Genomic DNA, 24272 nt, shown 5'->3' with positions numbered 1-24272 from the left:
GATGATTGCCGTCGTCAGTGGGTGTCGCCGGCCAACCGTTCGAAGCCGGTCAGTGCGAAGGTATCTGCTCGATCTTATCGGCGCTCAGGTCGCTCGGGAAGCAATGAGGATGCTCAAAGCCGATCGGAGATCCGCTCGTTGAATAGACGATGTTATCCGTGTTGTTCGGGCCTTGGCCGGCGGGTACAGTGCCGAGCCCCGCGAGCTTGCGCATGCGATAGGCGATCGCATGATCGGCGCAGGCGCTATCGCCGCTCACGCCCAATCCTCCGATGACTTTCCCTGCTGCATAAAGCGCGACGCCGCCGCCGAAGGTAATGACGCCGCCAAGCGTGTGTCCGATGCCGCTGCCCTGTTCGAGGAAGCGCGCGTCAAAAGGATTCGAATTATTCAGGCCGTAAAGGGAGCCGCCCGGCTGGGCGGCCGCATAGAGATTTGCCGTCGATAGGGCGAGTGCGTCGTTGCTGAAACCGTTCGCGGTATAAGCCTTCGCGATTGCAATGGCCCGGCTACCGGGCCAGGCGTCGCCGGTCACGATCACCGAACATAGATGCCCCTGCCGATCGACAAGGGCCGCCCACATCCGGTTAGGCTTGAAGATCCCGCCGTTCGCATCGGGCAGGTTCACGACCGTATTCAACTGCTTTTCTACCAATGCGACCGTACCTTGCGGTAGCGTGCATCGGGCTTGTGGGACATCATCATCGCCAGAGGCACGACTTTCGTGCGAAAAGGACGCAATACAAAACGCTGCGACAGCGACGGTAAGCATCTTACGCATGACGATTCTCCTGACGATCGATTTGACAGCAGGCACGCTGTGGGCGAGAACGCGAACAAACAATAGGACAGCCAATGAAATAAACAACTCATCGCTGTCGAATGTCGGTGGCGAGCTCCCGGCAGCGAACGTACCTCGTTGATCCGGGACTTCGTGTAAATAGTGAAGGCCATTATGCAAGGGCAATTGGCCAAAACAGAGTGCCCGTCAGCCATGCTTGCCTGGCGTTCGACACTGCTACGGACACGAGCGACGATCGGCTCGCCGGAGCGTGGTGCGGCGACGGTTTTGATCGATTGGATGGCGCGGCATATAGTTGGCGCGTGCGCAACACTCTCATTGGAGATCGACGCAATGCCTTATCTACAGCTTGATGTAAACGATCACTACTCTGTCGAGAGCAAAAGACTGCTCGCGGCGAAAATGAGTGAGACCTATGCTCGGATGATGTCGGTGGACGTCAGGCGAATCAGCGTAGGCGAGCGTTGAGGGTCCGGGTTCCGCGGCCTGTATTTGCGCATGGCCGTGTGACGTCGGCGATATGCGGGAACCACGAGGGCGCCAGGATCGGATCCGCCTCCGTTGCGCCACAACCTGAGCCAAAGTAGGAGGAGGACCATGAGCAGGCTTGCGACATCCCCGGCAGGTAATCGGCGGACGCGACCGTGGTGGATTGTCTTGATTACCACGGTGTTCTGTTTCTTATGCCAGAGCGTCGTCGCGCAAGCGGACGACGGCGCGGCTCGCCTGCACGCGAAATATCAAAGTCTGACGCAGCAACTCGCGCACAACCAGTTTCAGCGACCGCTGTACCTCGAATCGCAGGAGTTGCCGTCGGCGCTCAAGGGCGATATTTACGGGGTGCTCAACTATCCTTTCGCGGTGGTCAGCGGCGCGCTCAACGACCCGACTCAGGGCCCGGCCAACTGGTGCGACGTGCTGATCCTGCATCTGAACACCAAATACTGCCATGCGTCGACCAGCGACAGCGGTACGATCCTCACCGTGAACATCGGCAAGAAAACCGAGGAATCGCTTTCGTCGTCGTACCGCGTGCAATTCAACTTTCGTGCGGTAGCGAGCACCCCTGATTATTTTCGCGTCGAGCTCACTGCCGCCAAGGGTCCGCTGAGCACGAAAGACTACCGTATCGTGCTGGAAGCGATACCGGTGGGCGATAACCGCACCTTTATTCACCTGACCTACGCGTACGGATATGGCACGGCGGGACGGATTGCCATGAAAACCTACCTGGCGACGATCGGCAGCGACAAGGTCGGCTTTTCCGCTACGCCCGATTCGTCGACGAGCGAGCCGCAATACATCGGCGGCGTGCGCGGCCTGGTCGAACGCAATACGATGCGCTACTACCTCGCCATCGATGCCTATCTTGGCGCGCTTTCCAGCCCGCCCAACGCCCGCCTCGACAAACGCCTCGCTGACTGGTTCGATGCCACCGAGCAGTATCCGCGGCAATTGCACGAGGTCAGCCGCGCCGACTATATGCAAATGAAGCACGACGAGTATCAACGTCAGCAGATCGCCCAGTGATCCGCGCAGCGGGCGGGGATCTGATCAATGCAACGCAATATCGTGTTGAAGGTTTTTTTCGGGGGGATGTCGATGCGATGGTGCGTCGATCGTCGTTACCTGGTAAGACAATTGGCCAGGAACCTTGGATCTGCCGTTTTGCGCCAAGTCTGGCCGCCATCGTCATCCGACCTGGGAGCACACTGTGAACCGACTCGACAATCCGATCCTGCGAGTCCTGGAGGGCTACAAAGCCGCGATATTGGCAAAAGACGTGGACGCGTTCGTTGCGCTATACGACCGCGATACGGTGGTCTTCGACATGTGGGGGACATGGTCGTACAACGGCATCGCATCGTGGCGCGCCATGGTGGAGGGCTGGTTCGGTTCGCTGGGTACAGAACGTGTGATAGTCGATATCAGCGCGGCGCAAACGATCGTCGCCGCGGACCTCGCCGTCGTTCACGCCTTCGCGACATATAAAGCCGTCGACGCCGACGGATTGGAACTGCGCTCGATGGACAATCGCCTGACCATGACGCTGAGGCAGCAGGCCGACGGATGGAAAATTGTCCACCAGCACACCTCCTCTCCGATCGAGGTCGGCACGGCGCAGGTCATTTTCAGGCGCTAGCGGTCTGGCGGTTCGACATCGCGCGTCGGCTCGCGAATAATCACGGCTGCGTGACTTTCCAATTTGCAACGTACCTTCAGTTTAAAAGCAGCCATGAAACCATTGCTTGCCGGCCGATGCCTTTGCGGTGCCGTCCATTACTCGGTAAGAGACGAATTCGTCTATGCGTTGAACTGCCACTGTTCAAACTGCCGGCGCGCGACCGGCTCGGCGTTCAAACCCTTCGCGGGAATCGAGCGCGACAAGCTGCGCATCACGCGGGGCGAAGACAGCCTGTTGATTTTCGGCGATGAACGAGCGTCGCATGATGTGCGCTGCAAAATATGTGGAAGCCTGATGTTCTCGGTGGTTCGTCAGGGGCAATACGTTCACGTCACGCTGGGAACACTCACGGACTCGCCCGCCATGTCTCCCACTGGCCATATTTTCGTGGGTTCAAAGGCACCGTGGTATTCGATCACCGACCCTTTGCCGCAACACGACGAATTCGGGTGAGTCTCCTTCCTATCGCAACATCGACTCGAAAGGCGCCGTACCAGCCGCTGCCGTGCGACAGCACGATCAGCGGCAGGTGATGGCCTGCTATCGGCGCGCCGGCCGCGCCGGTCTGGGTGACGTCGCCCAAGGCGTGCGGCGTGGGCGGCGCATCGGTGGGATACCAGATTCCGGCCGTGAGCGGCGGCTCGGCGGCTGAACTCCGGACGGCTCGAGGTCTATGAGACCAAAGTCCAATTGAATATTTCAGGCGCGGGTTCAATAGTAGTGAAACGCCGCGTTCTGTCGACGACAAAGCCGGCGCGATCCTCTTCCTAAAATGCCGGAATTGCAGGCAGGCCTTGGTATTGGCGTCAAGAACGTTCCAGTGGGTTTGAGTTTTCGCGATTGCAGGCCTATCACGGTGTCGCCGCCGAACCGCGACGCGACCTGGCGGGAGAACAACTTATGCTGCTCACACCGATTCCCCAACGGACTCCGTCCCGAGAGATGCTCGACGTCCTGATCCGCGCCGGACTCGTCGCGGTCCTGGCCGTATTCTGTTTTCGGATCTTCGCGCCGTTTCTTAACCTGATGGCCTGGTCGGTGATTCTTGCGATCACGCTCTATCCGCTGCAGGTCCTGCTTCGCTCCATGCTCGGCGGCAAGGATGGCCTGATCGCCACGCTGATCGTCCTTGTCGCGCTCGTCGTGATTCTGGTGCCAACGTATGCGCTGGGTCTCGCGGTAGCCGATTCGGTCGAGAAATCGATAGCCATTGCCAGGAGCGGTAGCTTCCGGATTCCGCCTCCCGCGGAGTCGGTGGCGAGTTGGCCGCTGGTCGGCCAGCGTGTGTACGACTTCTGGCAACAGGCATCGACGGACCTGACCGGTCTTGCGCATAAATTCGCCCCGCAGCTGAAGGAGGCCGGTCTCGCTGTGCTTGCCACGGTGACGGGTCTCGGTGCCGGCCTGGTGATATTTTTCGTCGCGCTGATCGTCGCAGGCATCCTGATGGCCCACGGTGAGAAGGGCTATCACAGCGCGGTGCAGATCGCCTCGCGCATCTCGGGCCCCGAGAACGGCGCTCAGATCGCCGACTTGTGCACGGCGACGATTCGCGCGGTGGCCCAGGGGGTAGTGGGCATCGCGTTTATCCAGATGCTGCTGATCGGCATCGGCTTCGTCGTGAAGGGGATACCCGGCGCGGGGTTGCTCGCGCTGGCCGTGCTGCTGCTCGGCATCATGCAATTGCCGGCCACGCTGATCACCATTCCGGTGATCGCCTTCGTGATCGTCACGGACGGCGTGAACACCGCAAACATCATCTTCTCGGTTTACGTGTTCGTCGCGGGCCTCGCCGACAACGTGCTCAAGCCATTGATGCTGGGCCGTGGCGTCGCGGTGCCGATGCCCGTCGTGCTGATCGGAGCGCTCGGCGGCATGGTGACGGGAGGCGTCATCGGGCTATTCGTTGGGCCCGTGATGCTGGCCGTCGGTTATCAGCTGTTCTGGCGCTGGGTCCGAGACCAGCCTCAACCCAGGCAACCCACGCAACCGACGCAGACCCACGAACAGAAGCAGACCTGAAGCTCGAGGATGGCTCCGTGTCACCGTTGATGCGTCCGTACGGGATCGCAGTGCTGTTCGGGGCGGCGGTTGGCCTGAGCGGATGCATGCGGGTGGGCCCGGACTTCAAGCCGCAGCATGAAGCGTGGAGCGAGCACTGGAGTAGCGAATCGATCACGCGGGTCACGCAACAGGGTGCACAGCCCGATGTGCGCCAGTGGTGGCTGATCTTCGACGATAGGAATCTCGAACGTCTGATCGCCGAAGCCGACGCGAACAACGGCGACCTGAAAATCGCCGGACTGCGCGTGCTCGAGGCGCGCGCACAGCTCGGCATCGCGCTCGCGGGACGCTATCCGCAGGTGCAGCAGGCGAGTGCGGATGTACTGGCTTCGGCGCGCAAGCGCTCGGATGGTTCCAATCCGCGCTCGGGCGCCTTCGTGCAGTACGGCGCGGGCTTCAGCATCGGCTGGGAACTCGATTTCTGGGGACGCTTCAGCCGCGCGATCGAATCGGCCGACGCCGGGTTCTTCGCCGCGCAAGCCAACCGCGACGATGCGCTGGTTCTGTTGCACGCGCAGGTCGCGGATACGTATTTCACGCTGCGGGTCGCGCAGGCGCGGCTACGTATCGCTCGCGAGAACGCCCAGTTGCAAAAGCGCAGCTACGACATCGCTCAAAAGCTCTTCAAGGCTGGCGAATCCGACGAACTCGACTTCCAGCAGGCGAAGACGCAGTACCTTGGGACGCTGAGCAGCATCCCCGATCTCGAAAGCCAGATCGTGCTTGCGCGTCATGCGCTGTCGGTGCTGATCGGGCGAGCGCCGGGTCCGCTGCCGGAACTCGACGTGCAGTCGGGCAAGGAAGGCGTGGTGCCGCTGGTGGATCATGCGGTGCTGCAGGACGTACCGGCCGATCTGCTGTTGCGCCGCCCTGACGTTCGCGCGGCCGAGTATCAGATGGCTTCGCAGTCGGCGCTCATCGGCGTGGCAAAAGCGGATCTGTACCCGTCGGTATCGTTGCTCGGCACGCTGACGTGGACCGCCAGTTCGCTCGCGGGCGCACCGAGCACACTGCTCATTGCCGCGGGCCCGAGCGTGACGTGGAACGTGTTCGATTACGGCAGGATCACGAACAACGTGCGCGTCCAGGACGCACGGCTGCAAGAGTTGACGCTCGCTTATCAGAACACGGTGCGCGAGGCGGCGCGCGAGGCCGACGACGCCGCGACGGCGCTGCTCGCCGCCTTGCAGCGCGACACCATTCTGAATGACGCGCAGGGCGCGGCGCGGCGCTCGCTGACGCTCGCCAATACGATCTATCGGGAAGGGTATTCGGACTTCCAGCGGGTCCTCGATGCGCAGCGCGCGCTGTTCGCGCAGCAGGACGCGTACGTGGTCAATCGCAGCAATGCGCTCGGCAGTGTGATCGCGCTTTACAAGGCGCTCGGAGGCGGCTGGGAAACCGAACAGCCGCTCGTCGACGCGGCGACGCGCGCGCAGATGCGGCAACGCACCGATTGGGGCGACCTGCTCGACCAGACGGCGCCGTCTTCCGGTACGCCGGGGCAAGCCGAAGGGGCGTCACGATGAGCGATACCCAGGATACCCGCGAGCCTCGAACCGCCGCCCCGCCGAAGTCGTCGACGCCTGCCGCCGACCCTTCGGGCAGGGCGGTCAAATGGGTCGTCTGTCTGATCGTGCTGAGCCTGATCTGGTATCTGCTCGCCGACCGCTTCACGCCGTATACGCAGCAGGCGCGGATTCAGGCCTATGTCGTGCCCGTCGCCGCCGAGGTGTCGGGACGCGTGACGCGGGTGTTCGTCCATAACAACCAGGATGTCAACGCGGGGGACGTGCTGTTCGAAGTCGATAGCGAGCCCTACCGCATTGCCGCTGACCGCGCGCGCGCCGATCTGGAGTCCACGCGCCGGCAGCTCGGTGCCAGCACGGCCGGTATCGAGTCGGCAGTCGCGGCGTTGCGGGCCGCCATCGCGAACGAGGTCAAGGCGCGCCAGGACAGCGACCGTCTCGAGCGGCTCTATCGTGAAGACGAGGGCACCGTCTCCCTGCGACGCCTCGAGGTCGCGCGGGCGACGCATGAACAGGCGCTAAGCCAGGTCGACGGGGCCCGTGCCGAAGTCGAGCGGGCGCGGGAGCAGCAGGGCGGAAGCGAGGCGGAGAATGCGCAGTTGCGCAGCGCCGCTGGCGCGCTGGAGAAGGCCGAACTCGATCTCGCCAACGCGCGGATCAAAGCCCGCTCGAGCGGCGTCGTGACCGATCTGCGCACGGAAGTCGGTCAGTTCGCCGCGGCGGGCAATCCGGTCATGACGCTGATCGCGATCCGCGACGTGTGGATCAGCGCCGACATGACGGAGAACAATCTGGGCCATCTCAAACCCGGCACGCGCGTCGAGATCGCCTTGGACGTGCTGCCCGGCGAAGTGTTCGGCGGGCGGGTTCGCAGTATCGGCTATGGCGTGAGTGTGGGGCAGAGCACGCCGGCGGGCAGCCTGCCCACCGTGCAGAATAGCCGCGACTGGCTGCGTCCCGCGCAGCGTTTCCCGGTAATCGTCGAATTCGACGACAGCGAGCGCGCGCGTCTGCGCGATCTGCGGGTGGGCGGGCAGGCCGAAGTGATGGCGTTTCCGACCCAGGGCAATCCGCTCAATCCGCTGGGACACGCGTTCATCCGGCTGATGAGCTGGCTCTCCTACGTCTATTGAGAAGCCCATGCAACCCGTGACCCAGCGCCTCGGTTATCGCGCGATACGTGTGGCCATCGGAACGGCAATCGCTCTTGCCGTCAGCTTTGGACTCGATTTCCCGATACCCGTCGTCGCGCCGGTATTCACGGTTTTTCTGCTGGCCACGCAGAATCGCCCGCTATCGTTGAAGGCCGGCGTGATTCTTTCGCTGGTGGTGGCGTCGACCACCGGCAGCGGCCTGCTCCTCGTTCCGTTGCTTCGTCACTATGCGTTGGCCGGCATCATGATCGTCGGCCTCATGCTGTTCTTCGCGTTTCGTTACGGGCTGCGTGGCGGCAACAATCTCGTCGCGACTTTTCTGGTCGCGGGACTGACGATGATTTCCGCCGCGGGCACGGCCGACTTCGAACTGGCCCTGACGGTCGTCGGCGCGCTGGCGAAGGGACTTCTGCTTGCCGTGCTGGCGTCGACGCTGGCGCACAGATTGTTTCCTGAAAGCATGGGCGCGCGAGAACAGCCCGCCGCGGCAGCGATGGCGGAAGACGAGGCGGCCTATATCGCGCTGCGTGCCGCGCTCGTCGTCATGCCGGCCTATCTGCTCGCGATGACCGACCCGGCGAACTACATGCCGATCATCATGAAGTCCGTCAGCCTCGGCAGACAAACCTGCACGACCTCGGCCCGCGGCGCCGCACGCGATCTGATCGGCTCGACGCTGCTCGGCGGTCTGCTCGCCATCGCGTTCTGGTTTGCGCTGAGGCTGTTCGTGCATCTGTGGATGTTCTTTCTGTGGATGCTGTTGTTCGGCCTGCTGGTGGGACGCAAGCTGTACGGCCTGCAACCCACGCGTTGTTCGCCGGGCTTCTGGCTGAACAGTCTCGTGACGATGATCATTCTGCTCGGGCAATCGGTGCAGGACAGCGTGGCGGGCAAGGATGTCTACACCGCGTTTGCCGTCCGAATGGGGCTCTTTCTGGCCGTAACGGCCTATGCGTATTTGATGCTTCTGCTTTTCGAGCAGCACCGCCGTGCGGAGTGAGGCGGTGCGGCATGCTGCAAAGCCGATCCGGTGATCGCAACAGGAGCGTGCGATGGGAAATGCGACAGGCGATGGTGCGGTCCGTCCTCGGGCCGGCGAGATCCTGAAGGAAATGGCGATAACCCTGTGGTATCTGAGAGCGATTCTGATCGGTCTGCTTCTACTGTTCGTCCTGCTGACGTTTGGCATGGACTACTGGGGCGCGCCCGTCGAGACAGCGAACCGGACACCGTCGCCGCTGGGTGAAACCGTGTACTTCTGCGCGATCACGGCGCTCACCATCGGGTACGGCGATGTCGTGCCCACTTCGGCGTTCGGCCGGATCGACGCCGCATGCCTCGGGCTGATCGGTGTGGTATTCACCGGCTTGATCGTGGCCGCGGCTGTACGAGGTGTGCAGGAGGCCGCGCATCGGGCGGAAAGGACGGGATAGCGAGGCGCGCAACAGAATGAGGCGGACTGGACGGTATTGATGGCGGCAGTCAAGGCGGGACGTATTCAGGTCATTCGTGAATGAGGTTCAAGTCCCAGCGTGACTTTTTCTAAACCACATCGGCTAATTGCCTTCCGGCATTTTCGACGAATGATGGCTGGTAATCAGCCACTTGTGCCCATTCCACGCGTAGGTGAACGTATAGCGCGCCTTGACGACCGAGCCGTCCGCGAACTTGAAGGTGTAGAGCCCCGAGTCGATCGCCGTGTTGCATTCGATCATGATGTCGCGGAAGTCGATCGTGCCGACCGGTTTGTTTTCGAGGAAGTGTTTGAAATAGTCGAGCTTTTCGTCGGCGGTCAAACGCGGCTTGTTCGAGACGGTCGGCAGCAGGATCGAGTTCGGCGCGTAGTTCGCCACGACCTTCTGCGGGTCGCCGGTTTTCAGCGAGTCGTTCCAGCGATCGAACAGTGCGGAAATCTGCTTTTCGGAGGTGGGATGGCAGGCTTCGGACCTCGCGAATGCGCTGCCATGGGCCACGACCGCAACCATCGCAAAGACGACGGACGGCCCGTCTACGCTGATTCTCATGATGCCCTCCGCGATCGTTGCCGGTGGATTGTTCCGCCAGTAAATCGAAATTGCACACGGCATATCCGCCACAGCATCGACGTTAGAGGACAAGAACCCGGGTTATTTGCGTCGGTTCAGCTCGCTTCTTCCAGAACCACGACACTGCGCGCCTCCACGCGCGACTGATCGCTTTCGATAGCGCCCTGTTGCGCCGCTTGCACGATGTCATGCGGACTGTCGCGCGCGGTATCGACGATACGCCGCCAGTGCCGCCCGTCGGGCGCCGGCAACTGGACCGTGCGGGCGCAATCGTCCATGTTGAACACCACGTGCAGTGCGGTCTCGCCAGGCGCTTCGCCGCCCAGCGTGACGGCGAGAAGCCGCGCGCCTGGATCGTGCCAGCCCGGCTCGTTCAGGCGCTCGCCGTGCCACGCCGCATCCGGCCGAGTCTGCCCCGGCGAGGGCCGGCCGGTCAGGAAATACCGCCGCCGCAAACTTGCATGGCGCTTGCGCAGCGCGATCAGCTCGCGCACGAAGCGCGACATGGCCGAGCCGGCTTCAGTGGGTGTCCAGTCGAACCAGCTGAGCGAGTTGTCCTGACAATAGGCGTTGTTGTTGCCGCGCTGGCTGCGCAGCACCTCGTCGCCGGCGAGCGTCATCGGCACACCCAGACTGAGGAACAGGATGGCCATCACGTTGCGCGCCTGGCGATGTCGCAGACCGAGAATCTGGGCGTCGCCGGTCCCTCCCTCGGCCCCACAGTTCCACGACAGGTTGTCGGAGCTGCCGTCGCGATTCTCGTCGCCGTTGGCTTCGTTGTGCTTCGATTCGAAGCTGACGAGATCGATCAGCGTGAAGCCGTCGTGGCACGTCACGAAGTTGACGCTGTTGTTGGGCAGCCTGCCGTCGTCCGCATAGAGGTCCGAGCTGCCCGCGATGCAGGTCGCGACCGCCCCGATGAGCCCCGGGTCGCCGCGCACGAAACGGCGAATCACGTCCCGATAGCGGCCGTTCCACTCGGCCCATGCCATGCCGGGAAAGGCGCCGACCTGATACATCCCGGCGGCGTCCCACGCCTCCGCGATCAATGGCACGCGCGACAGCACACGCGAAGACTCGATCGCCCAGGGCAGCGGTGGATCGAACATCAGCTCGCCGCGCTGGTCGCGCGCGAAGACACTCGCCAGATCGAACCGGAAGCCGTCGACGCCGAGTTCTTCCACCCAGTATTCGAGGCAGCGCACGATGAACGTCGTCACCAGTGGATGGTTGCAATTGATCGTGTTGCCGCAGCCGGTGTAGTCCCGGTAGCGGCGCCGGTCGGCCGCGTCGAGGTGGTAGAAGATATCGTTGACGAGGCCCTTGAAGTTGATGACGGGGCCCGTCTCGCCCGCTTCGGCCGTATGGTTGAACACGACGTCGAGCAGCACGGCGATGCCCGCGGCGTGCATGGCGTCGGTCAGCGCGCGAAACTCCTGGGGCGCGCGCGCGGGATCGCGGCAGTAGCGAGGATGCGGGCTGTAATAGCTATGCGTGCTGTAACCCCAGTAGTTGCTCAGGCCGAGGGCCGCCGTGGCGGGCGGAACGTCCTGTTCGTCGAAGGCCATCACCGGCAGCAACTCGACGTGGGTCACGCCAAGCTGCGTCAGGTACGGAATCTTTTCGATCAGGCCGGCGAAGGTACCGGGATGCTGCACGCCGCTCGACGGATCACGTGTAAAGCCGCCGACATGCAGCTCGTAGATGATCGCGTCGTCGAGTCCGCGCGAGATACGCCGAGAGGACGAGGGCAGGGGTTCCGTCACGATCGCGCGGTGGGTTTTGTGCCCGTCGGGATTCGGCTGGCCGAGCGCAGGCCGCGTCCACAGCACGTCGCTGACCGCGCGGGCATACGGGTCGAGGAGTTCGCTGTCGGGGTCGAACGCGTGGCCGCTAGAGCGCGTATCGCGCGGACCGTCCGCCCGCCACGTGTAGTAGGTGCCGAACGGCAGCGCTTCGACCATCACGTGCCAGTAGTAGAAGGTGCGGTTGCAAGCGGCGGCGAGCGTGATGATCTGGAACGGCTCGGGGCTGTCAGCCGCGTCGTACAGCAACAACTCGACGCGCGTCGCGTGACGGCAGAAGATGCAGAAATTGATGCCGCCGGGCACCGCCGACGCGCCCACGGGAAACCGCGACCCGGAGCGAACCGCATGAGCACGCACCGATCCCGTTTCAGGGTCATTGATCAAGGGTGATCCTCATCGGGCGGATCTTCCAGATCTTGTCGCAGTATTCGCCGATGGCGCGGTCGGAAGAGAACTTGCCCGAGCGCGCGGTGTTCAGGATCGACATCCGGGTCCAGCGCCGCGTGTCCTGCCAGGCGGCGCTCACGTCGTCCTGACGCGCCACGTAGGCGGCGTAGTCGGCGAGCACGAGAAACGGGTCCGCGTGCGTCAGATTGTCGATCAGCGGGCGGAACATCTCGCGGTCTCCTCGCGAGAAATGACCGTCGGCGATCAGTTGCAGCACTTCGCTCAGTTCCGCGTCGTCCTTCACATAGTCCGCGGGGCGATAACCCGCGCGCTTCACACGTTCCACTTCGTCGGCGCTCAGGCCGAACAGGAAGAAGTTTTCGTCGCCGACCTCTTCGCGGATTTCGACGTTGGCGCCGTCGAGCGTGCCGATCGTCAACGCGCCGTTCATCATGAACTTCATGTTGCCGGTGCCCGATGCTTCCTTGCCGGCCGTCGAAATCTGCTCGGACAGGTCGGCGGCAGGGTAGATGAAGTGCGCGTTCTTCACATTGAAGTCCGGATAGAACACGACTTTCAGCCGCCCGTTCACCACCGGGTCGTTATTCACGACTTCGGCGATGCCGTTGATCAAACGGATGATCAGCTTGGCCGTCGCGTAGCCGGGCGCCGCCTTGCCGCCGAATACGAAACAGCGCGGTGTCAGCGCGAGCTGCGGATCACGCAGCAGGCGCCGGTACAGCGTGACGATCAGCAACGCGTTCAGATGTTGCCGCTTGTATTCGTGGATGCGCTTGACCTGCACGTCGAACAGCGCGGCAGTGTCGACGCCGATGCCCGTGACACCCCGGATATGCTCGGCGAGCACGGCCTTGTTCGCCTGCTTCACGCTACGCCAATGCTGCTGAAACGCGGCGTCGTCGGCATAGGCTTCGAGCTTGCGCAGTCGCGCGAGATCAGTGACCCAGCCAGCGCCGATGGTCTCGTCGAGCAGCCGCGCGAGCGCCGGATTGCAAAGCAGCATGAAACGGCGCGGCGTGACGCCGTTCGTGACGTTGTGAAAGCGCTCGGGCCACAATTCGGCGAAGTCCCGCAGCACGGTCTGCTTGAGCAGCCCGGAATGCAGTTCGGCGACGCCGTTGATCGCGTGGCTGCCGACCGTCGCCAGATGCGCCATGCGCACGAGCTTGTCACCGCGCTCGTCGATCAGCGACATGCGTGCGATGCGCGCGTCGTCGCCCGGATAGCGCTGCCGGACCTCGTCGAGGAAGCGGCGGTTGATCTCGTAGATGATTTCGAGCAGGCGCGGCAGCAGGTTGCGCATCAGCGGCAGCCCCCAGGTTTCGAGCGCTTCGGGCAGCAGGGTGTGATTGGTGTACGCGAGCGCGCGCCGCGTGATGTCCCAGGCCTCGTCCCACGGCACCTGCCTGTCGTCCACCAGCAGACGCATCAGCTCGGCGACGGCGATCGACGGGTGCGTGTCGTTCAACTGCACGTTGAACAACTGCGCGAAGTGTCCGACCGGTTCGCCCCTGATTTCGAGCAGGCGCAGCATGTCCTGCAGCGAGCACGACACGAAGAAGTATTGCTGCGCGAGACGCAGGCGCTTGCCGATCTCGGGCTCGTCGTTCGGATACAGCACCTTCGACAGCGTCTCGGAGATGACCTTTTCGTTGACGGCCTCGTAATAGTCGCCGGCGTTGAAGTCCTGCAGGTCGAACGACTCGACCGCCTCGCTCTTCCATAGCCGCAAGGTGTTGCACGTGTTGACGTGATAGCCGGGCATCGGCGTGTCGCAAGCCACGCCCTTGACCTGCCGTGTGGGTATCCAGCGCACGCACAGGTGCCCGCGTGCATCGGTTTCGTCGTGGGTGCTGCCGCCGAACCCCACGTAGTACGCAACCTCCGGGCGCACGATCTCCCATGGATGGCCCTTTTGCAGCCACTTGTCGGTGGTTTCGACCTGCCAGCCGTCGCGAATCTGCTGGTCGAAGATGCCGAACTCGTAGCGGATGCCATAGCCGACGGCCGGTATTTCCAAAGTTGCGAGCGAATCCAGATAGCAGGCCGCGAGGCGGCCAAGTCCGCCATTGCCGAGCCCCGGCTCTTCCTCGAGTTCGAGCAGCATATCGAGGTCGACGCCGAGCGCGCGCAGCGCTTCGCGTGCGTTGGCCTCGATGCCGAGATTGACGAGGTTGTTGCCGAGTTGCGGGCCGATCAGGAACTCGGCGGACAGGTAGCAGGCGACCCGCACATCGCTTCCGGCGTAGGTCTGTACGGAGGTTGCCCAGCGGGCCAGCAGCCGGTCGCGCACGCTATACGCGAGCGCCATGTACCAGTCATGCGGGGAAGCGATCGCCGGATAGCGGCCCCGCAGGCACAGCAGATTGTCGAGCACGCCGCGTTGGAGCGCGGCGGCGCTCAGGCCGGTGCGCGCTGCATCCGCGCTTTGCTGCGAGGTCGTGGTGGGAGCGTCGGCCATGATGCTTTCCTCGGTGCATGCTGCGCGTGACGTTCAGAAGGGCCAGACCCAGTCGACGATCTCGGCGCGGTCCGTGCCATGCGTATGCGCATAGTTCAGGTTGCTGACGATCGCGTTCCTCATGTCTTCCCTGAGATGCGCGGATCTGCCCTGCAAGCGCGGCACGCGGTCGAGCACGTCGATCACCAGATTGAAGCGGTCCACCTGATTGAGAATCGCCAGTTCGAGCGGCGTGTTGATGTTGCCTTTCTCCTTGTAGCCCCGCACGTGCAGATTCTCGTGATTGCGAAAGCGATAGGCGAGCTTGTGGATCAGCCACGGGTAACCGTGGAAATTGAAGATCACCGGCTTATTGGTCGTAAACAGGCTGTCGAATTCGCGTTCGGTCGAGCCGTGCGGGTGCTCGCTCGCCGGCTGCATCCTGAACAGGTCGACCACGTTGACGAAACGCAGCTTCAGTTCGGGCAGACGCTCGCGCAGGATCGCCGTCGCCGCCAGCGCTTCCTGGGTGGCGACGTCGCCGCACGAGGCCATCACCACGTCCGGTTCGGCGTCCTCGTCGTTGCTCGCGCGCCGCCACACGCCGATGCCTTTGGCGCAGTGCACGACGGCTTCGTCGATGGTGGTGAATTGCAGGTGTTTCTGCTTGTCGGCGACGATCACGTTGATGCAGTCGGTGGTGCGCAGACAGTGGTCGGCGACCACCAGCAGCGTGTTCGCGTCGGGCGGAAGATAGACGCGCGTGACCGAGGGGCTCTTGTTGGTGACGAGATCGATGAAGCCGGGGTCCTGATGCGAAAAGCCGTTGTGATCCTGCCGCCACACGGTCGACGACAGCAGAATGTTTTCCGCCGACACCCACGCGCGCCATGGCACGTGATTGCGGCTGATGTCGAGCCACTTCGCGTGCTGGTTGAACATCGAATCCACCACGTGCGCAAACGCTTCGTAGGTATGGAAGAAGCCGTGGCGGCCCGTCAGCAGATAGCCTTCGAGCCATCCCATCAGCGTGTGTTCGGACAGCATCTCCATCACGCGGCCGTCGCGCGCCAGTTCGCCGCCGTCCTCGTCCTCGGGGAGCATCTCGGCCATCCACACCTTCTTGCTGACCTCGTAGATCGACTGCAGACGGTTCGAGGCCGTTTCGTCCGGGCCGAACACGCGGAAGGTGTTCATGTTCGCGCGCATCGTGTCGCGCAGAAATTCGCCGAGTGGCCGCGTGTTCTCCTGCAGCACCTTGCCCGCGTGCAGCACATCCACCGCGTACGCGCGGATGTCGGGCAGCTTCAGTTCGCGGCGCAGCACGCCGCCGTTCGCGTGCGGATTGGCGCTCATGCGCCGCGGGCCTTGGGGCGACAGCGCCTTGAGTTCGGGGATCAGCCGGCCCTCGGCATCGAAAAGTTCGGCGGGCCGGTAGCTGCGCATCCATTCTTCGAGCACTTCGAGATTCGCGGAGTTGTTGCGCACATCGGAAAAAGGCACCTGATGCGAGCGCCACGAGCCTTCGACCTTGTGCCCGTTGATCTGCTTCGGTCCGCTCCAGCCCTTGGGCGTGCGCAGCACGATCATCGGCCAGAGCGGCCGCTCGAGATTGCCGTTCGCGCGTGCCTGCCGATGAATTGCCCGAATTTCGCCGAGCACGGTATCGAGCGTGTGCGCCATCTTCCGATGCATTTCCGCGTGATCCGATCCTTCGACGAAATGCGGGGTGTAGCCGTAGCCGACAAAGAGCGCTTCCAGTTCTCTGCTGCTGATGCGCGACAGGATGGTCGGATTGGCGATCTTGTAGCCGTTCAGATTCAGGATCGGCAGCACGGTGCCGTCGCGGGCCGGGTTGATGAATTTATTCGAATGCCACGCGGTGGCGAGCGGCCCGGTCTCCGCTTCTCCATCGCCGACCACGCAGGCCACGATGAGGTCCGGATTGTCGAGCACGGCGCCATACGCATGCGACAGGCTGTAGCCAAGCTCGCCGCCTTCATGGATGGACCCGGGCGTCTCCGGCGTCACATGCGAACCGATATGGCCGGGAAACGAGAACTGCTTGAAGAACTTCTGCATGCCCTCGGCATCCGCGCTCTTGTCCGGATAGATCTCCGAGTAGGTGCCTTCCAGATAGGTGGGGCCGAGCACGCCCGGTGCGCCGTGTCCGGGACCGGCCATGAAGACGACGTCGAGATCGTCGCGTTTGATCACGCGGTTCAGATGCGCCCAGACGAACGATAACGCCGGGCTCGCGCCCCAGTGTCCGAGCAGGCGATACTTGACGTGTTCGACTTTCAGCGGCTCCCGTAGCAGCGGGTTGTCCAGCAGATAGATCATGCCGACCGAAAGATAATTGCATGCGCGCCACCACGCATCGATCAGCTGAAGTTCGTCGCTGCCGAGCGCGGTCTGCTGCGAAGCGTCCGCCGCGGGATGCTTGCCCATACCGACGTCTCCTGTGCTTGCAGCCGCAACCCGAGGGTGTGGATCGTGTCGGGCCCGCTGCGCAGGCGCTTCGATGATTGATGGGGTCCGAATCGCGCCTGTCGGCGGACCTCTGCAACCGGGTATTCTTCGCCAGCCGATGAACATCCATAACGCAGAATATGTTACTGCGCGAAGATTGCAAGGATGATCCGACACCGTGTCGAGCGGCTTGCAGAACCGCACGGCGCATTCACGCCGCGATCGGTGCTCATTCGCGCGGATCCGGATTCAACCGCGCGTCGATATGCTCAGGCTTGATAGGAATGATGCAGCGATCATGCCCCGCGGCGGCGACCCCGCGTGGCGGCTCGTCGGTGATCGCCGCGAAGGCCAATAAATCCGGCTCGCCTTTGCCGCTCCAACGGGACCATAAGCACGCGACCAGCATGTCGTGAGGTGCCGCTCGTAGTCAGTTCGGAGATCTTCGGTACTTGCGCTCTTACTTCAAACACTGGTCGATGGACATGACCTTGGGCTACGCTTTGAACGCCTCGCAGGAGGTTGCGCTTTACGCCGACATCCAGATAGAACTCGACGATATCAACGAGGAGGTCGTAGACGGCTGGCTACAACCCGGACGTCTGTAGGACTTGGCGGATTCAACCGGTGGATGCAACACACTGAAGACTGCGCAAGCAGTGGGAGTGTTGCATCCACCGGTTGAATCCGCCCCAGGAAACCCGCCATTCCGATGATGCTCTCAGCTAGGCGGATCCACGCGCATTCCCAGGTTTGCCGAACCATCGCGCCAAGACTTCGGCAATCTCCTCATCGCGAATGGCGGCTTCACTTGCCCACGCGACGAACCCGTCAGGACGCAGCAGTACAGCGCGCAATCCCAGCCGTTCCTTGACGTCGCTTGCGACATAGGTGACCTGCTCTCGCCAACGGCTCGCGAGCGCCTGAAGCGATGCGCCCGGGCCGAACTCCAGGAATAGGCCTTTTCCTTCGCGCAGAAGACCGCCGACCTTTGTTCCGTCGACGAGCTCGAAATCAGGAGCGCTGCGGCCTACCAGCGGATGACCGCCGCCAAGGTCGTAGCGGAGCGAAACGCCCCACACGCGCTCAGCAAAGTACGTCGCGCCATCGCGGGTCTCGATGAGATCACGGATGACGGCTGCAAGCGCGCGCGTGCTTTGGGTGGGGCGCATGAGCGCAACCTGCGCGCGCGACCAGTCGAGAACGTTCGCTCCCACCGGATGCCGTTCCCGCTGATAGCTGTCGAGTAGATTGGTCGGCGCGTCGCCACGGATCGTGGATGCCAGCTTCCAACCCAGGTTCATCGCGTCTCCCAGACCGAGATTAAGCCCTTGACCGCCCAAGGGGGAGTGGATGTGTGCGGCGTCACCCGCAAGCAGCACGCGTCCTTTGCGATACGTTGTCGCCTGGAAAGCTCGATCCGTCCAGGTGGTAGCGATCTGAAGTTTTGTGAGGGTGATATCTGTGTCCGACACGCGGCGCAACACTGCCTGCACATGCTCCAGCGTGATCGGTTGGATCCGGTGAAAGGCGCCGCCATCGAATTCCACCATCGCGATCGTGCCAGGCCGTGCATAGGTGTACATGCCCTTCGACGTATAGTGCCGGCCGGGGCGGAGCGCTTGCTGGTCTGCCATCTCGACTTCAACGGAATAGCCGGTGAACTCCGGTTCGGTGCCAACGAAACCAAAGGCGCCTGCCTTGCGCATCGCACTACGGCCACCATCGCAACCGACAAGCCAGCGTCCGGCGAAAGTCTCGCCACCCGCGTGAACATTTACCTCGTCGTCTGACGCCCTTATCGCGTTGGCACCAAAACCACGCCGGATCTCGGCCCCCATCGCACTGGCTCGGCGAGCCAGGACAGTTTCGAGTGTCTCCAATTCGACTGCCATGCTGGTGTCGGCCGGGCTTGGCAGACGATATGGCCACTTCGAGGTGTCAACGTCGTCGTGATAGAACTGGATGCCCGCGAAGTGGCCGGCTGGCCGACGCGGCTGTCCCGTCCAGTGTGTGGTCGTCGCATTCTTGCCTGCGGCATCACTCTCACGCTGCGCCGCGACTACCTCATCCAGCAACCCACGACGATACAGCGCTTCAAGGGTCGGCGCCGAAAGGCCGCGCATTCCGAATGGAAGGCGCTTCAATGGGGAGTGTGGGTCCTCGGCTTGCTCCAGCACCAGGACCGAGAGGTCAAACAGGCGCAGCTCGCAGGCGAGAAACAGGCCGACGGGTCCGGCCCCGGCAATCACAACGTCATAGATATCTGGATGATGTCTGCGCATGAACTACTCCTGTGTCGATGTCCGACCGGAGCGTTCCTCAGTTGAGAACCACACGGACGAACGTTTGGACGCCTGTACAGCGTCGAATGTTCGTCGTGGGGATCTCGTGCGCGAGGCCAAAGACCAGAGCTTTCGTTACCGAAAGGACTTGGGCTTACCAAACCAAGTCTGCCTTTTCCGACACAGCTTTATAACATTGTGGCGATGGGTTGCAACAGCCGGCGGCGTTCAAAGCCGTGCGAGCGCGAACTGTAGCGCGCGGCGAGCGTGTAGGCCCATCGCGCATTTGCCGACCGCCGTGTCGCCAGGACTGGTGGCGCACGCAACAACGCAAAGAGAGACGACTGTCAGTCGGCTTTCCGATCGAAAGCTATCTGCACGGTTTGTACGCGATAATCGCCATCGCGACGGCTGCCGCAAGGCATTAATAGGGAATATGGTGAGGCAAGCGCCAAGACCATAGCTGTGCCCGCAACTGTAAACGCGAAGTCCGATGTCATCAGGCCACTGGGCAACCGGGAAGGCGGCGTCGGGCGCAGACGCGTAAGCCAGGAGACCTGCCGCGCCCGGGACGTAATCGCGCCCGGTAAACCCGCCCATACCGGGCGCTTCACCAGCATGCGAGGACATTCATGCGACAGCCTTATTTTTCTCACCTGTTCGACGACGGCCCGCAGGCGCTACGCGGCAAGGTCATCGGCATTTTTTCACTGCTCATAGCGGCCAACGTCGGCGTCTGGATCTGGGCGCTCACTGCCCTTCATGGCCGCCCCGCGTTGATCGGCACTGCATTGCTCGCTTATACGTTCGGCTTGCGCCATGCGGTCGACGCAGATCACATCGCCGCTATCGACAACACCACACGGAAACTGATGCAAGGCGGCAAACGCCCGGTTGCAGTGGGCTTTTTCTTTTCGCTGGGGCATTCGACGATCGTGATCGCGCTTTCGGTTGCCGTCGCGTTCGCGGCCGTCACGCTGAAAGCACGCTTCGAAGACATGAAGGCAATCGGTGGAATCATCAGCACCTCAGTGTCGGCGGGTTTTCTGCTGGTGCTGGCAATCGTCAACGTGATGATTCTGGTGTCGGTGGTGAAGACTTTCCGGCGCGTGCAGCGTGGCGAGCGCCTCGTCGAGGAAGACCTCGACATGCTGCTCAACAAGCGCGGTTTCCTGTCGCGCATTTTCCGTCCGCTGTTCCGCCTTGTCTCACGTAGCTGGCACATGTACCCGATCGGCTTCGTGTTCGGCCTGGGCTTCGATACGGCGACGGAAGTGGCGCTGTTCGGTATTTCTGCCGCTCAGGCCGCTGATGGCATGTCTCTCGCGACTATCCTGATCTTCCCCGCACTGTTTACTGCGGGCATGTGCCTGGTCGATACCGCCGACGGCGTGCTGATGCTCGGCGCATATGGCTGGGCTTTCATGAAGCCGGTCCGCAAGCTGTACTACAACATCACGATTACGTTCGTGTCGGTGATTGTGGCGGTGCTGATCGGCGGCATTGAGGCGCTGGCGCTGATCGCGGACAAGCTCGACCTCAAGGGCGGCTTCTGGGATCTGATCGGCACGGCATCGGACAACTTTGGCCTGCTCGGCTACGTGGTGATCGGCCTGTTCGTCGTCAGCTGGCTGGTGTCCGTGTTGTTCTACAAGCTCAAGCGCTACGACGACATGCCCGTCAACCTGGGCTGATCGAAAAGCCAGAACAAACCTGCCGGATGCGCAACGCGTCCGGCTCAGACATGCAGAGGATCGTGCTGCCCGGACGCGTTGCCATGATGATGTCGCGCGTTCGAATGCTCATGTGCGCGCCGAACATGCGGACGTAGCGCCGGTAGTCCGCCAGAATCTGAGCCGAATAGCACATGGATGCCTCCGTTTGCTGTTCCGATGATACGCATTTGCGCGCTCGCATCAGCAGAAGTCTCTGCTCGTCGTCTGCAACTCGCCCAACAGATGAGACATGTCGACCAGCCGCTGCGCGACGAGGTGCCGTACTTCTCCCTGACACTGCCATGTGCCGTACACAGCGAGCAGCGCGGCGCCCAACGCTTCTTTGCGCTGTTTTTCGAGCAGACTCGGCCAGATGATCACATTGACGTTGCCCGTCTCGTCTTCGAGCGTGACGAACACGACGCCCTTGGCCGTGCCGGGACGCTGACGCACCGTCACCAGTCCGCAGCCGCGCGCGAGGCGGCCGTCGCGATAGGTCCGCAGCGTCGAGGCCGGCATCAGCCGGTTCGCGAGCAACTGCGGCCGGAGCAGTTCCAGCGGATGGCGGTTGAGCGTCAGGCCGAGCGAACGGTAGTCGGCGACGATGTCGTTCGCTTCGCTCGGTGCGCCCAGTTCGGGCGTTTCGTCCTGAGTCGCCGCGGCCGCGAGCATATCCTTGTCCGGCACCGCGACGACCGACTGCCACAGCGCTTCGCGGCGGTTTCCCGCGAGCGCTGCCAACGCATTCGCATCCGCGAGCGCATGCAGGTCTTTGCGGTCGAGCTGCGCGCGGCGCGCGAGATCGTTGACGCTCGCGAACGGGCGAACCGCGCGCGCGTTCTCGATCCGTTCGGCGGCGCCGTCCTTCATGCCGCGCAGCAGCGAAAGACCGAGACGCACGGCGGGGCGCGTCGCCCCCGCACGGTGTTCGAGCGAGGAGTCCCAACCGCTGATCGTCACATCGACCGGCAACACCGTGACGCCGTGCCGCTGCGCATCCTGAACCAGTTGCGACGGCGAATAGAAGCCCATCGGCTGGCTGTTCAGCATCGCGGCGAGAAAGGCTTCGGGTTCGTGACGCTTGAGCCAGCTGCTCGCATAGACCAGCAGCGCGAAACTGGCCGCGTGACTTTCGGGGAAGCCATATTCGCCGAAGCCCTTGATCTGCTCGAAGATCGCCTCGGCGAAGGCCTGGTCGTAGCCGCGCTCCTGCATGCCGAGCACGATGCGGTCATAGTATTTTTCGAGTCCGCCCTTGCGTTTCCACGCGGCCATCGCGCGTCGCAGCTGGTCGGCTTCGCCGGCGGTGAAGCCGGCCGCGAGAATCGCCACCTGCATCACCTGCTCCTGGAAGATCGGCACGCCGAGTGTGCGGCCCAGCGCGGTCTTCAACGCGTCGCTCGGATAGGTCACGGGCTCGAAGCCCTGACGGCGCTGCAGATAGGGATGCACGGCGCCGCCCTGAATCGGACCGGGCCGCACGATCGCAACTTCGATGACGAGGTCGTAGAACTTCTCTGGCCGCATACGCGGCAGCATGCTCATCTGCGCGCGCGATTCGATCTGGAACACGCCGACCGTATCGGCGGCCGAAATCATCGCGTAGGTCGCCTCATCCTCGGCGGGGATGTCCTGCATTTCGAAGCGTTCTCCGCGCTGTTCCGAAACGAGGTCGAGCGTGCGCCGGATCGCCGACAGCATGCCGAGCGCGAGCACGTCGACCTTCAGCAAGCCCAATGATTCGAGGTCGTCCTTGTCCCACTCGATCACCGAGCGGTCGGCCATCGCCGCGTTTTCCACCGGCACGAGCCGGGTGAGCTTGCCGCGGCTGATCACGAAGCCGCCCGAATGCTGCGACAGGTGGCGCGGAAAATTCAGCAGTTGCGAGGCGAGCTTCGCCCAGGCCTGAATCAGGGGCTGGTTCGGATCGAGGCCGGATTCCGCGAAACGCGCGAGCAGATCCCGACTGGTATCGAACCAGTGATGCGACTTCGCGACCGCATCGACGATCTGCGGATCGACGCCGAGTGCCTTGCCCGTTTCCCGCAGCGCACCACGCGGACGATAGGTCGACACCGCCGCCGCGATCGCCGCCCGGTCGCGGCCGTACTTGCGATAGATGTACTGGATCACTTCTTCGCGCCGCTGGTGCTCGAAGTCGACGTCGATATCGGGCGGCTCGCCGCGCTCCTTGCTGATGAAGCGCTCGAACAGCATGTTGCCGCGCGCGGGGTCCACCTCGGTCACGCCGAGGCAATAGCAGACCGCCGAGTTCGCGGCCGACCCGCGCCCCTGACACAGAATGTGCTGGCTGCGCGCGAAGCGGACGATGTCGTAGACGGTCAGGAAATACGGCTCGTACTGCAGGTCCGCGATCAGTTCGAGTTCGTGCTCGATCTGCTGCTGCACGTGATGCGCAATCCCCGCGGGAAAACGCCGCTGCGCGCCGACATAGGTTTCCTGACGAAGATACGAGGCCGGCGTATGGCCGGCCGGCACCAGCTCGTCGGGATACTCGTAGCGCAGCTCGTCGAGCGAAAACGTGCAGCGGCTCATGATGTCGACCGTCGCGGCCAGCGCGTCTTGCGGGTACAGGTTGGCGAGCCGCAACCTCGAGCGCAGATGCTGCTCGGCGTTCGGCGCCAGATCATAGCCGCACTGATGGACCGGTTTGCCGACCCGGATCGCGGTCATCGTGTCTTGCAGCGGCTTGCGCGAGCGCACGTGCATCACGACTTCGCCGAGCGCGACGACGGGCACGTCGCGGCTGCGCGCGACGAATTCGACCGTGCCGCGATGCAGGTCGTCCATCGCGCGTTGATGGAGCACGAGGCTGACCCATGCGCGGCCGGTGAACGTTTCGTCGAGCCATTCGACCTGCGCATCGAGCGCGTCTTCGCTGGCCGGGAAATCCGGCACGAGAATCGCGAGGCAGTCGGGCATGCCGAGCAGGTGACGATATTCCTTCTCCGGCCGCGACAGATCCTGCGGCGTGAGCCGGTATTCGCCCTTGGGCGCGCGCATGCGCGCCAGCGTGATCAGCTCGGACAGATTGCCGTAGCCGTTGCGGTTGCGGGCGAGCAGGATCAGCCCGAACGCCGGCGAACCATCGGCGTTGACGAGCCGGAAATACGAACCGACGATGAACGGCAGCTTCGCTTCTTTCGCCGCGACATGCGCGCGCACGACTCCCGCGAGCGAGCATTCGTCGGTGATCGCGAGCGCGGAGTAGCCGAGTTGCGCGGCACGCTCGGCCAGTTCCTCAGCGTGCGACGCGCCCCGCAGAAACGTGAAGTTGGAAAAGCAGAACAGCTCGGCATACGCCGGCAGCATCGTGAAGGTGGTGTCCATGGCCGCTCATCCGC

The 24272-nt window shown here is 63.0% G+C and carries 18 protein-coding genes, 2 pseudogenes and 1 riboswitch; of the genes and pseudogenes, 11 read left to right on the top strand and 9 right to left on the bottom strand.

Translation table 11 applies throughout. From position 1 onward, the window contains the following. Positions 1-49: 49 nt before the first annotated feature. Entirely contained in the window at positions 50-781 is a 732-nt protein-coding gene (locus HWY30_RS11155; RefSeq protein ID WP_090804175.1) for a GlcG/HbpS family heme-binding protein, read from the bottom strand. A 354-nt stretch (positions 782-1135) separates the two neighbouring features. Here HWY30_RS11155 and HWY30_RS41570 point away from each other — a divergent pair. The 9 genes and pseudogenes from HWY30_RS41570 to HWY30_RS11115 form a co-directional block, all read left to right on the top strand. Continuing rightward, positions 1136-1267 (top strand): annotated as a pseudogene (locus HWY30_RS41570) (tautomerase family protein); the annotation flags it as partial. 132 nt (positions 1268-1399) lie between these two features. Continuing rightward, entirely contained in the window at positions 1400-2332 is a 933-nt protein-coding gene (locus tag HWY30_RS11150) for a hypothetical protein (RefSeq protein ID WP_090804177.1), read from the top strand. 184 nt (positions 2333-2516) lie between these two features. Next, on the top strand, positions 2517-2945 hold the full coding sequence (locus HWY30_RS11145) for a YybH family protein (RefSeq protein WP_090805702.1): 429 nt from the start codon (positions 2517-2519) through the stop codon (positions 2943-2945). Between the two features lie 93 nt (positions 2946-3038). Continuing rightward, entirely contained in the window at positions 3039-3440 is a 402-nt protein-coding gene (locus HWY30_RS11140; protein ID WP_090804178.1) for a GFA family protein, read from the top strand. Between the two features lie 447 nt (positions 3441-3887). Further along, positions 3888-5009, top strand: a complete 1122-nt coding sequence (locus HWY30_RS11135) for an AI-2E family transporter (protein ID WP_090805704.1) — start codon at positions 3888-3890, stop codon at positions 5007-5009. A gap of 29 nt (positions 5010-5038) precedes the next feature. Further along, complete coding sequence (locus tag HWY30_RS11130) at positions 5039-6580, top strand: TolC family protein (protein ID WP_176078884.1); 1542 nt, start codon at positions 5039-5041, stop codon at positions 6578-6580. Further along, the gene (locus HWY30_RS11125; protein WP_090804184.1) at positions 6577-7713 is read left to right on the top strand and encodes an HlyD family secretion protein; all 1137 of its coding nucleotides are present in this window, start codon (positions 6577-6579) and stop codon (positions 7711-7713) included. Before HWY30_RS11130 ends, HWY30_RS11125 begins: the two co-directional genes overlap by 4 nt. Positions 7714-7720: 7 nt before the next feature. Next, positions 7721-8734 carry a DUF2955 domain-containing protein gene (locus HWY30_RS11120; protein WP_090804186.1) on the top strand — a complete coding sequence of 338 codons (1014 nt, stop codon included), beginning with the start codon at positions 7721-7723 and terminating at the stop codon, positions 8732-8734. A gap of 52 nt (positions 8735-8786) precedes the next feature. Continuing rightward, the gene (locus HWY30_RS11115; protein WP_090804188.1) at positions 8787-9167 is read left to right on the top strand and encodes a potassium channel family protein; all 381 of its coding nucleotides are present in this window, start codon (positions 8787-8789) and stop codon (positions 9165-9167) included. A gap of 123 nt (positions 9168-9290) precedes the next feature. Here HWY30_RS11115 and HWY30_RS11110 read toward each other — a convergent pair whose 3' ends face one another. The 5 genes and pseudogenes from HWY30_RS11110 to HWY30_RS11090 all read right to left on the bottom strand — a co-directional run. Beyond that, positions 9291-9758 carry a DUF4440 domain-containing protein gene (locus tag HWY30_RS11110; RefSeq protein WP_090805706.1) on the bottom strand — a complete coding sequence of 156 codons (468 nt, stop codon included), beginning with the start codon at positions 9756-9758 and terminating at the stop codon, positions 9291-9293. Positions 9759-9874: 116 nt separating this feature from the next. After that, positions 9875-11971 (bottom strand): glycogen debranching protein GlgX, encoded by a 2097-nt coding sequence (gene glgX / locus HWY30_RS11105; protein WP_244144871.1) that lies wholly within the window; start codon positions 11969-11971, stop codon positions 9875-9877. Beyond that, positions 11961-14456: a glycogen/starch/alpha-glucan phosphorylase gene (locus tag HWY30_RS11100; protein WP_090804192.1), complete on the bottom strand. Its 2496-nt coding sequence runs from the start codon at positions 14454-14456 to the stop codon at positions 11961-11963. The genes glgX and HWY30_RS11100 overlap by 11 nt, the downstream gene beginning before the upstream one ends. A gap of 33 nt (positions 14457-14489) precedes the next feature. After that, a complete protein-coding gene (locus HWY30_RS11095) occupies positions 14490-16886 on the bottom strand; it encodes a phosphoketolase family protein (protein WP_090804194.1) in 2397 nt (798 codons plus the stop codon). A 253-nt stretch (positions 16887-17139) separates the two neighbouring features. Next, positions 17140-17325 (bottom strand): annotated as a pseudogene (locus tag HWY30_RS11090) (SOS response-associated peptidase family protein); the annotation flags it as partial. Positions 17326-17386: 61 nt separating this feature from the next. Between HWY30_RS11090 and HWY30_RS42455 the strand changes: the two are divergent. Further along, positions 17387-17515 (top strand): hypothetical protein, encoded by a 129-nt coding sequence (locus tag HWY30_RS42455; RefSeq protein ID WP_279613280.1) that lies wholly within the window; start codon positions 17387-17389, stop codon positions 17513-17515. Positions 17516-17632: 117 nt separating this feature from the next. Here HWY30_RS42455 and HWY30_RS11085 read toward each other — a convergent pair whose 3' ends face one another. Continuing rightward, complete coding sequence (locus HWY30_RS11085) at positions 17633-19192, bottom strand: FAD-dependent monooxygenase (protein WP_090804196.1); 1560 nt, start codon at positions 19190-19192, stop codon at positions 17633-17635. Positions 19193-19583: 391 nt separating this feature from the next. After that, a riboswitch (cobalamin riboswitch) is annotated at positions 19584-19770 on the top strand. Between the two features lie 54 nt (positions 19771-19824). Between HWY30_RS11085 and HWY30_RS11080 the strand changes: the two genes are divergently transcribed. After that, positions 19825-20886, top strand: coding sequence for a HoxN/HupN/NixA family nickel/cobalt transporter (locus tag HWY30_RS11080; RefSeq protein WP_090804198.1), 1062 nt, complete (start codon positions 19825-19827; stop codon positions 20884-20886). Here the strand turns inward: HWY30_RS11080 and HWY30_RS11075 are convergent. Together HWY30_RS11075 and HWY30_RS11070 are read right to left on the bottom strand one after the other, a co-directional pair. Further along, positions 20873-21061, bottom strand: coding sequence for a hypothetical protein (locus tag HWY30_RS11075; RefSeq protein WP_090804200.1), 189 nt, complete (start codon positions 21059-21061; stop codon positions 20873-20875). The genes HWY30_RS11080 and HWY30_RS11075 overlap by 14 nt on opposite strands. Positions 21062-21108: 47 nt before the next feature. Further along, on the bottom strand, positions 21109-24258 hold the full coding sequence (locus HWY30_RS11070; protein ID WP_090804202.1) for an error-prone DNA polymerase: 3150 nt from the start codon (positions 24256-24258) through the stop codon (positions 21109-21111). Between the last annotated feature and the right edge of the window lie 14 nt (positions 24259-24272).

Source organism: Paraburkholderia tuberum STM678, assembly GCF_902833905.1.
Taxonomy (GTDB): Bacteria; Pseudomonadota; Gammaproteobacteria; order Burkholderiales; family Burkholderiaceae; genus Paraburkholderia; species Paraburkholderia tuberum.
The sequence above is the reverse complement of the archived record's forward strand: the minus strand, read 5'-3'. Positions and strand labels throughout refer to the sequence as shown.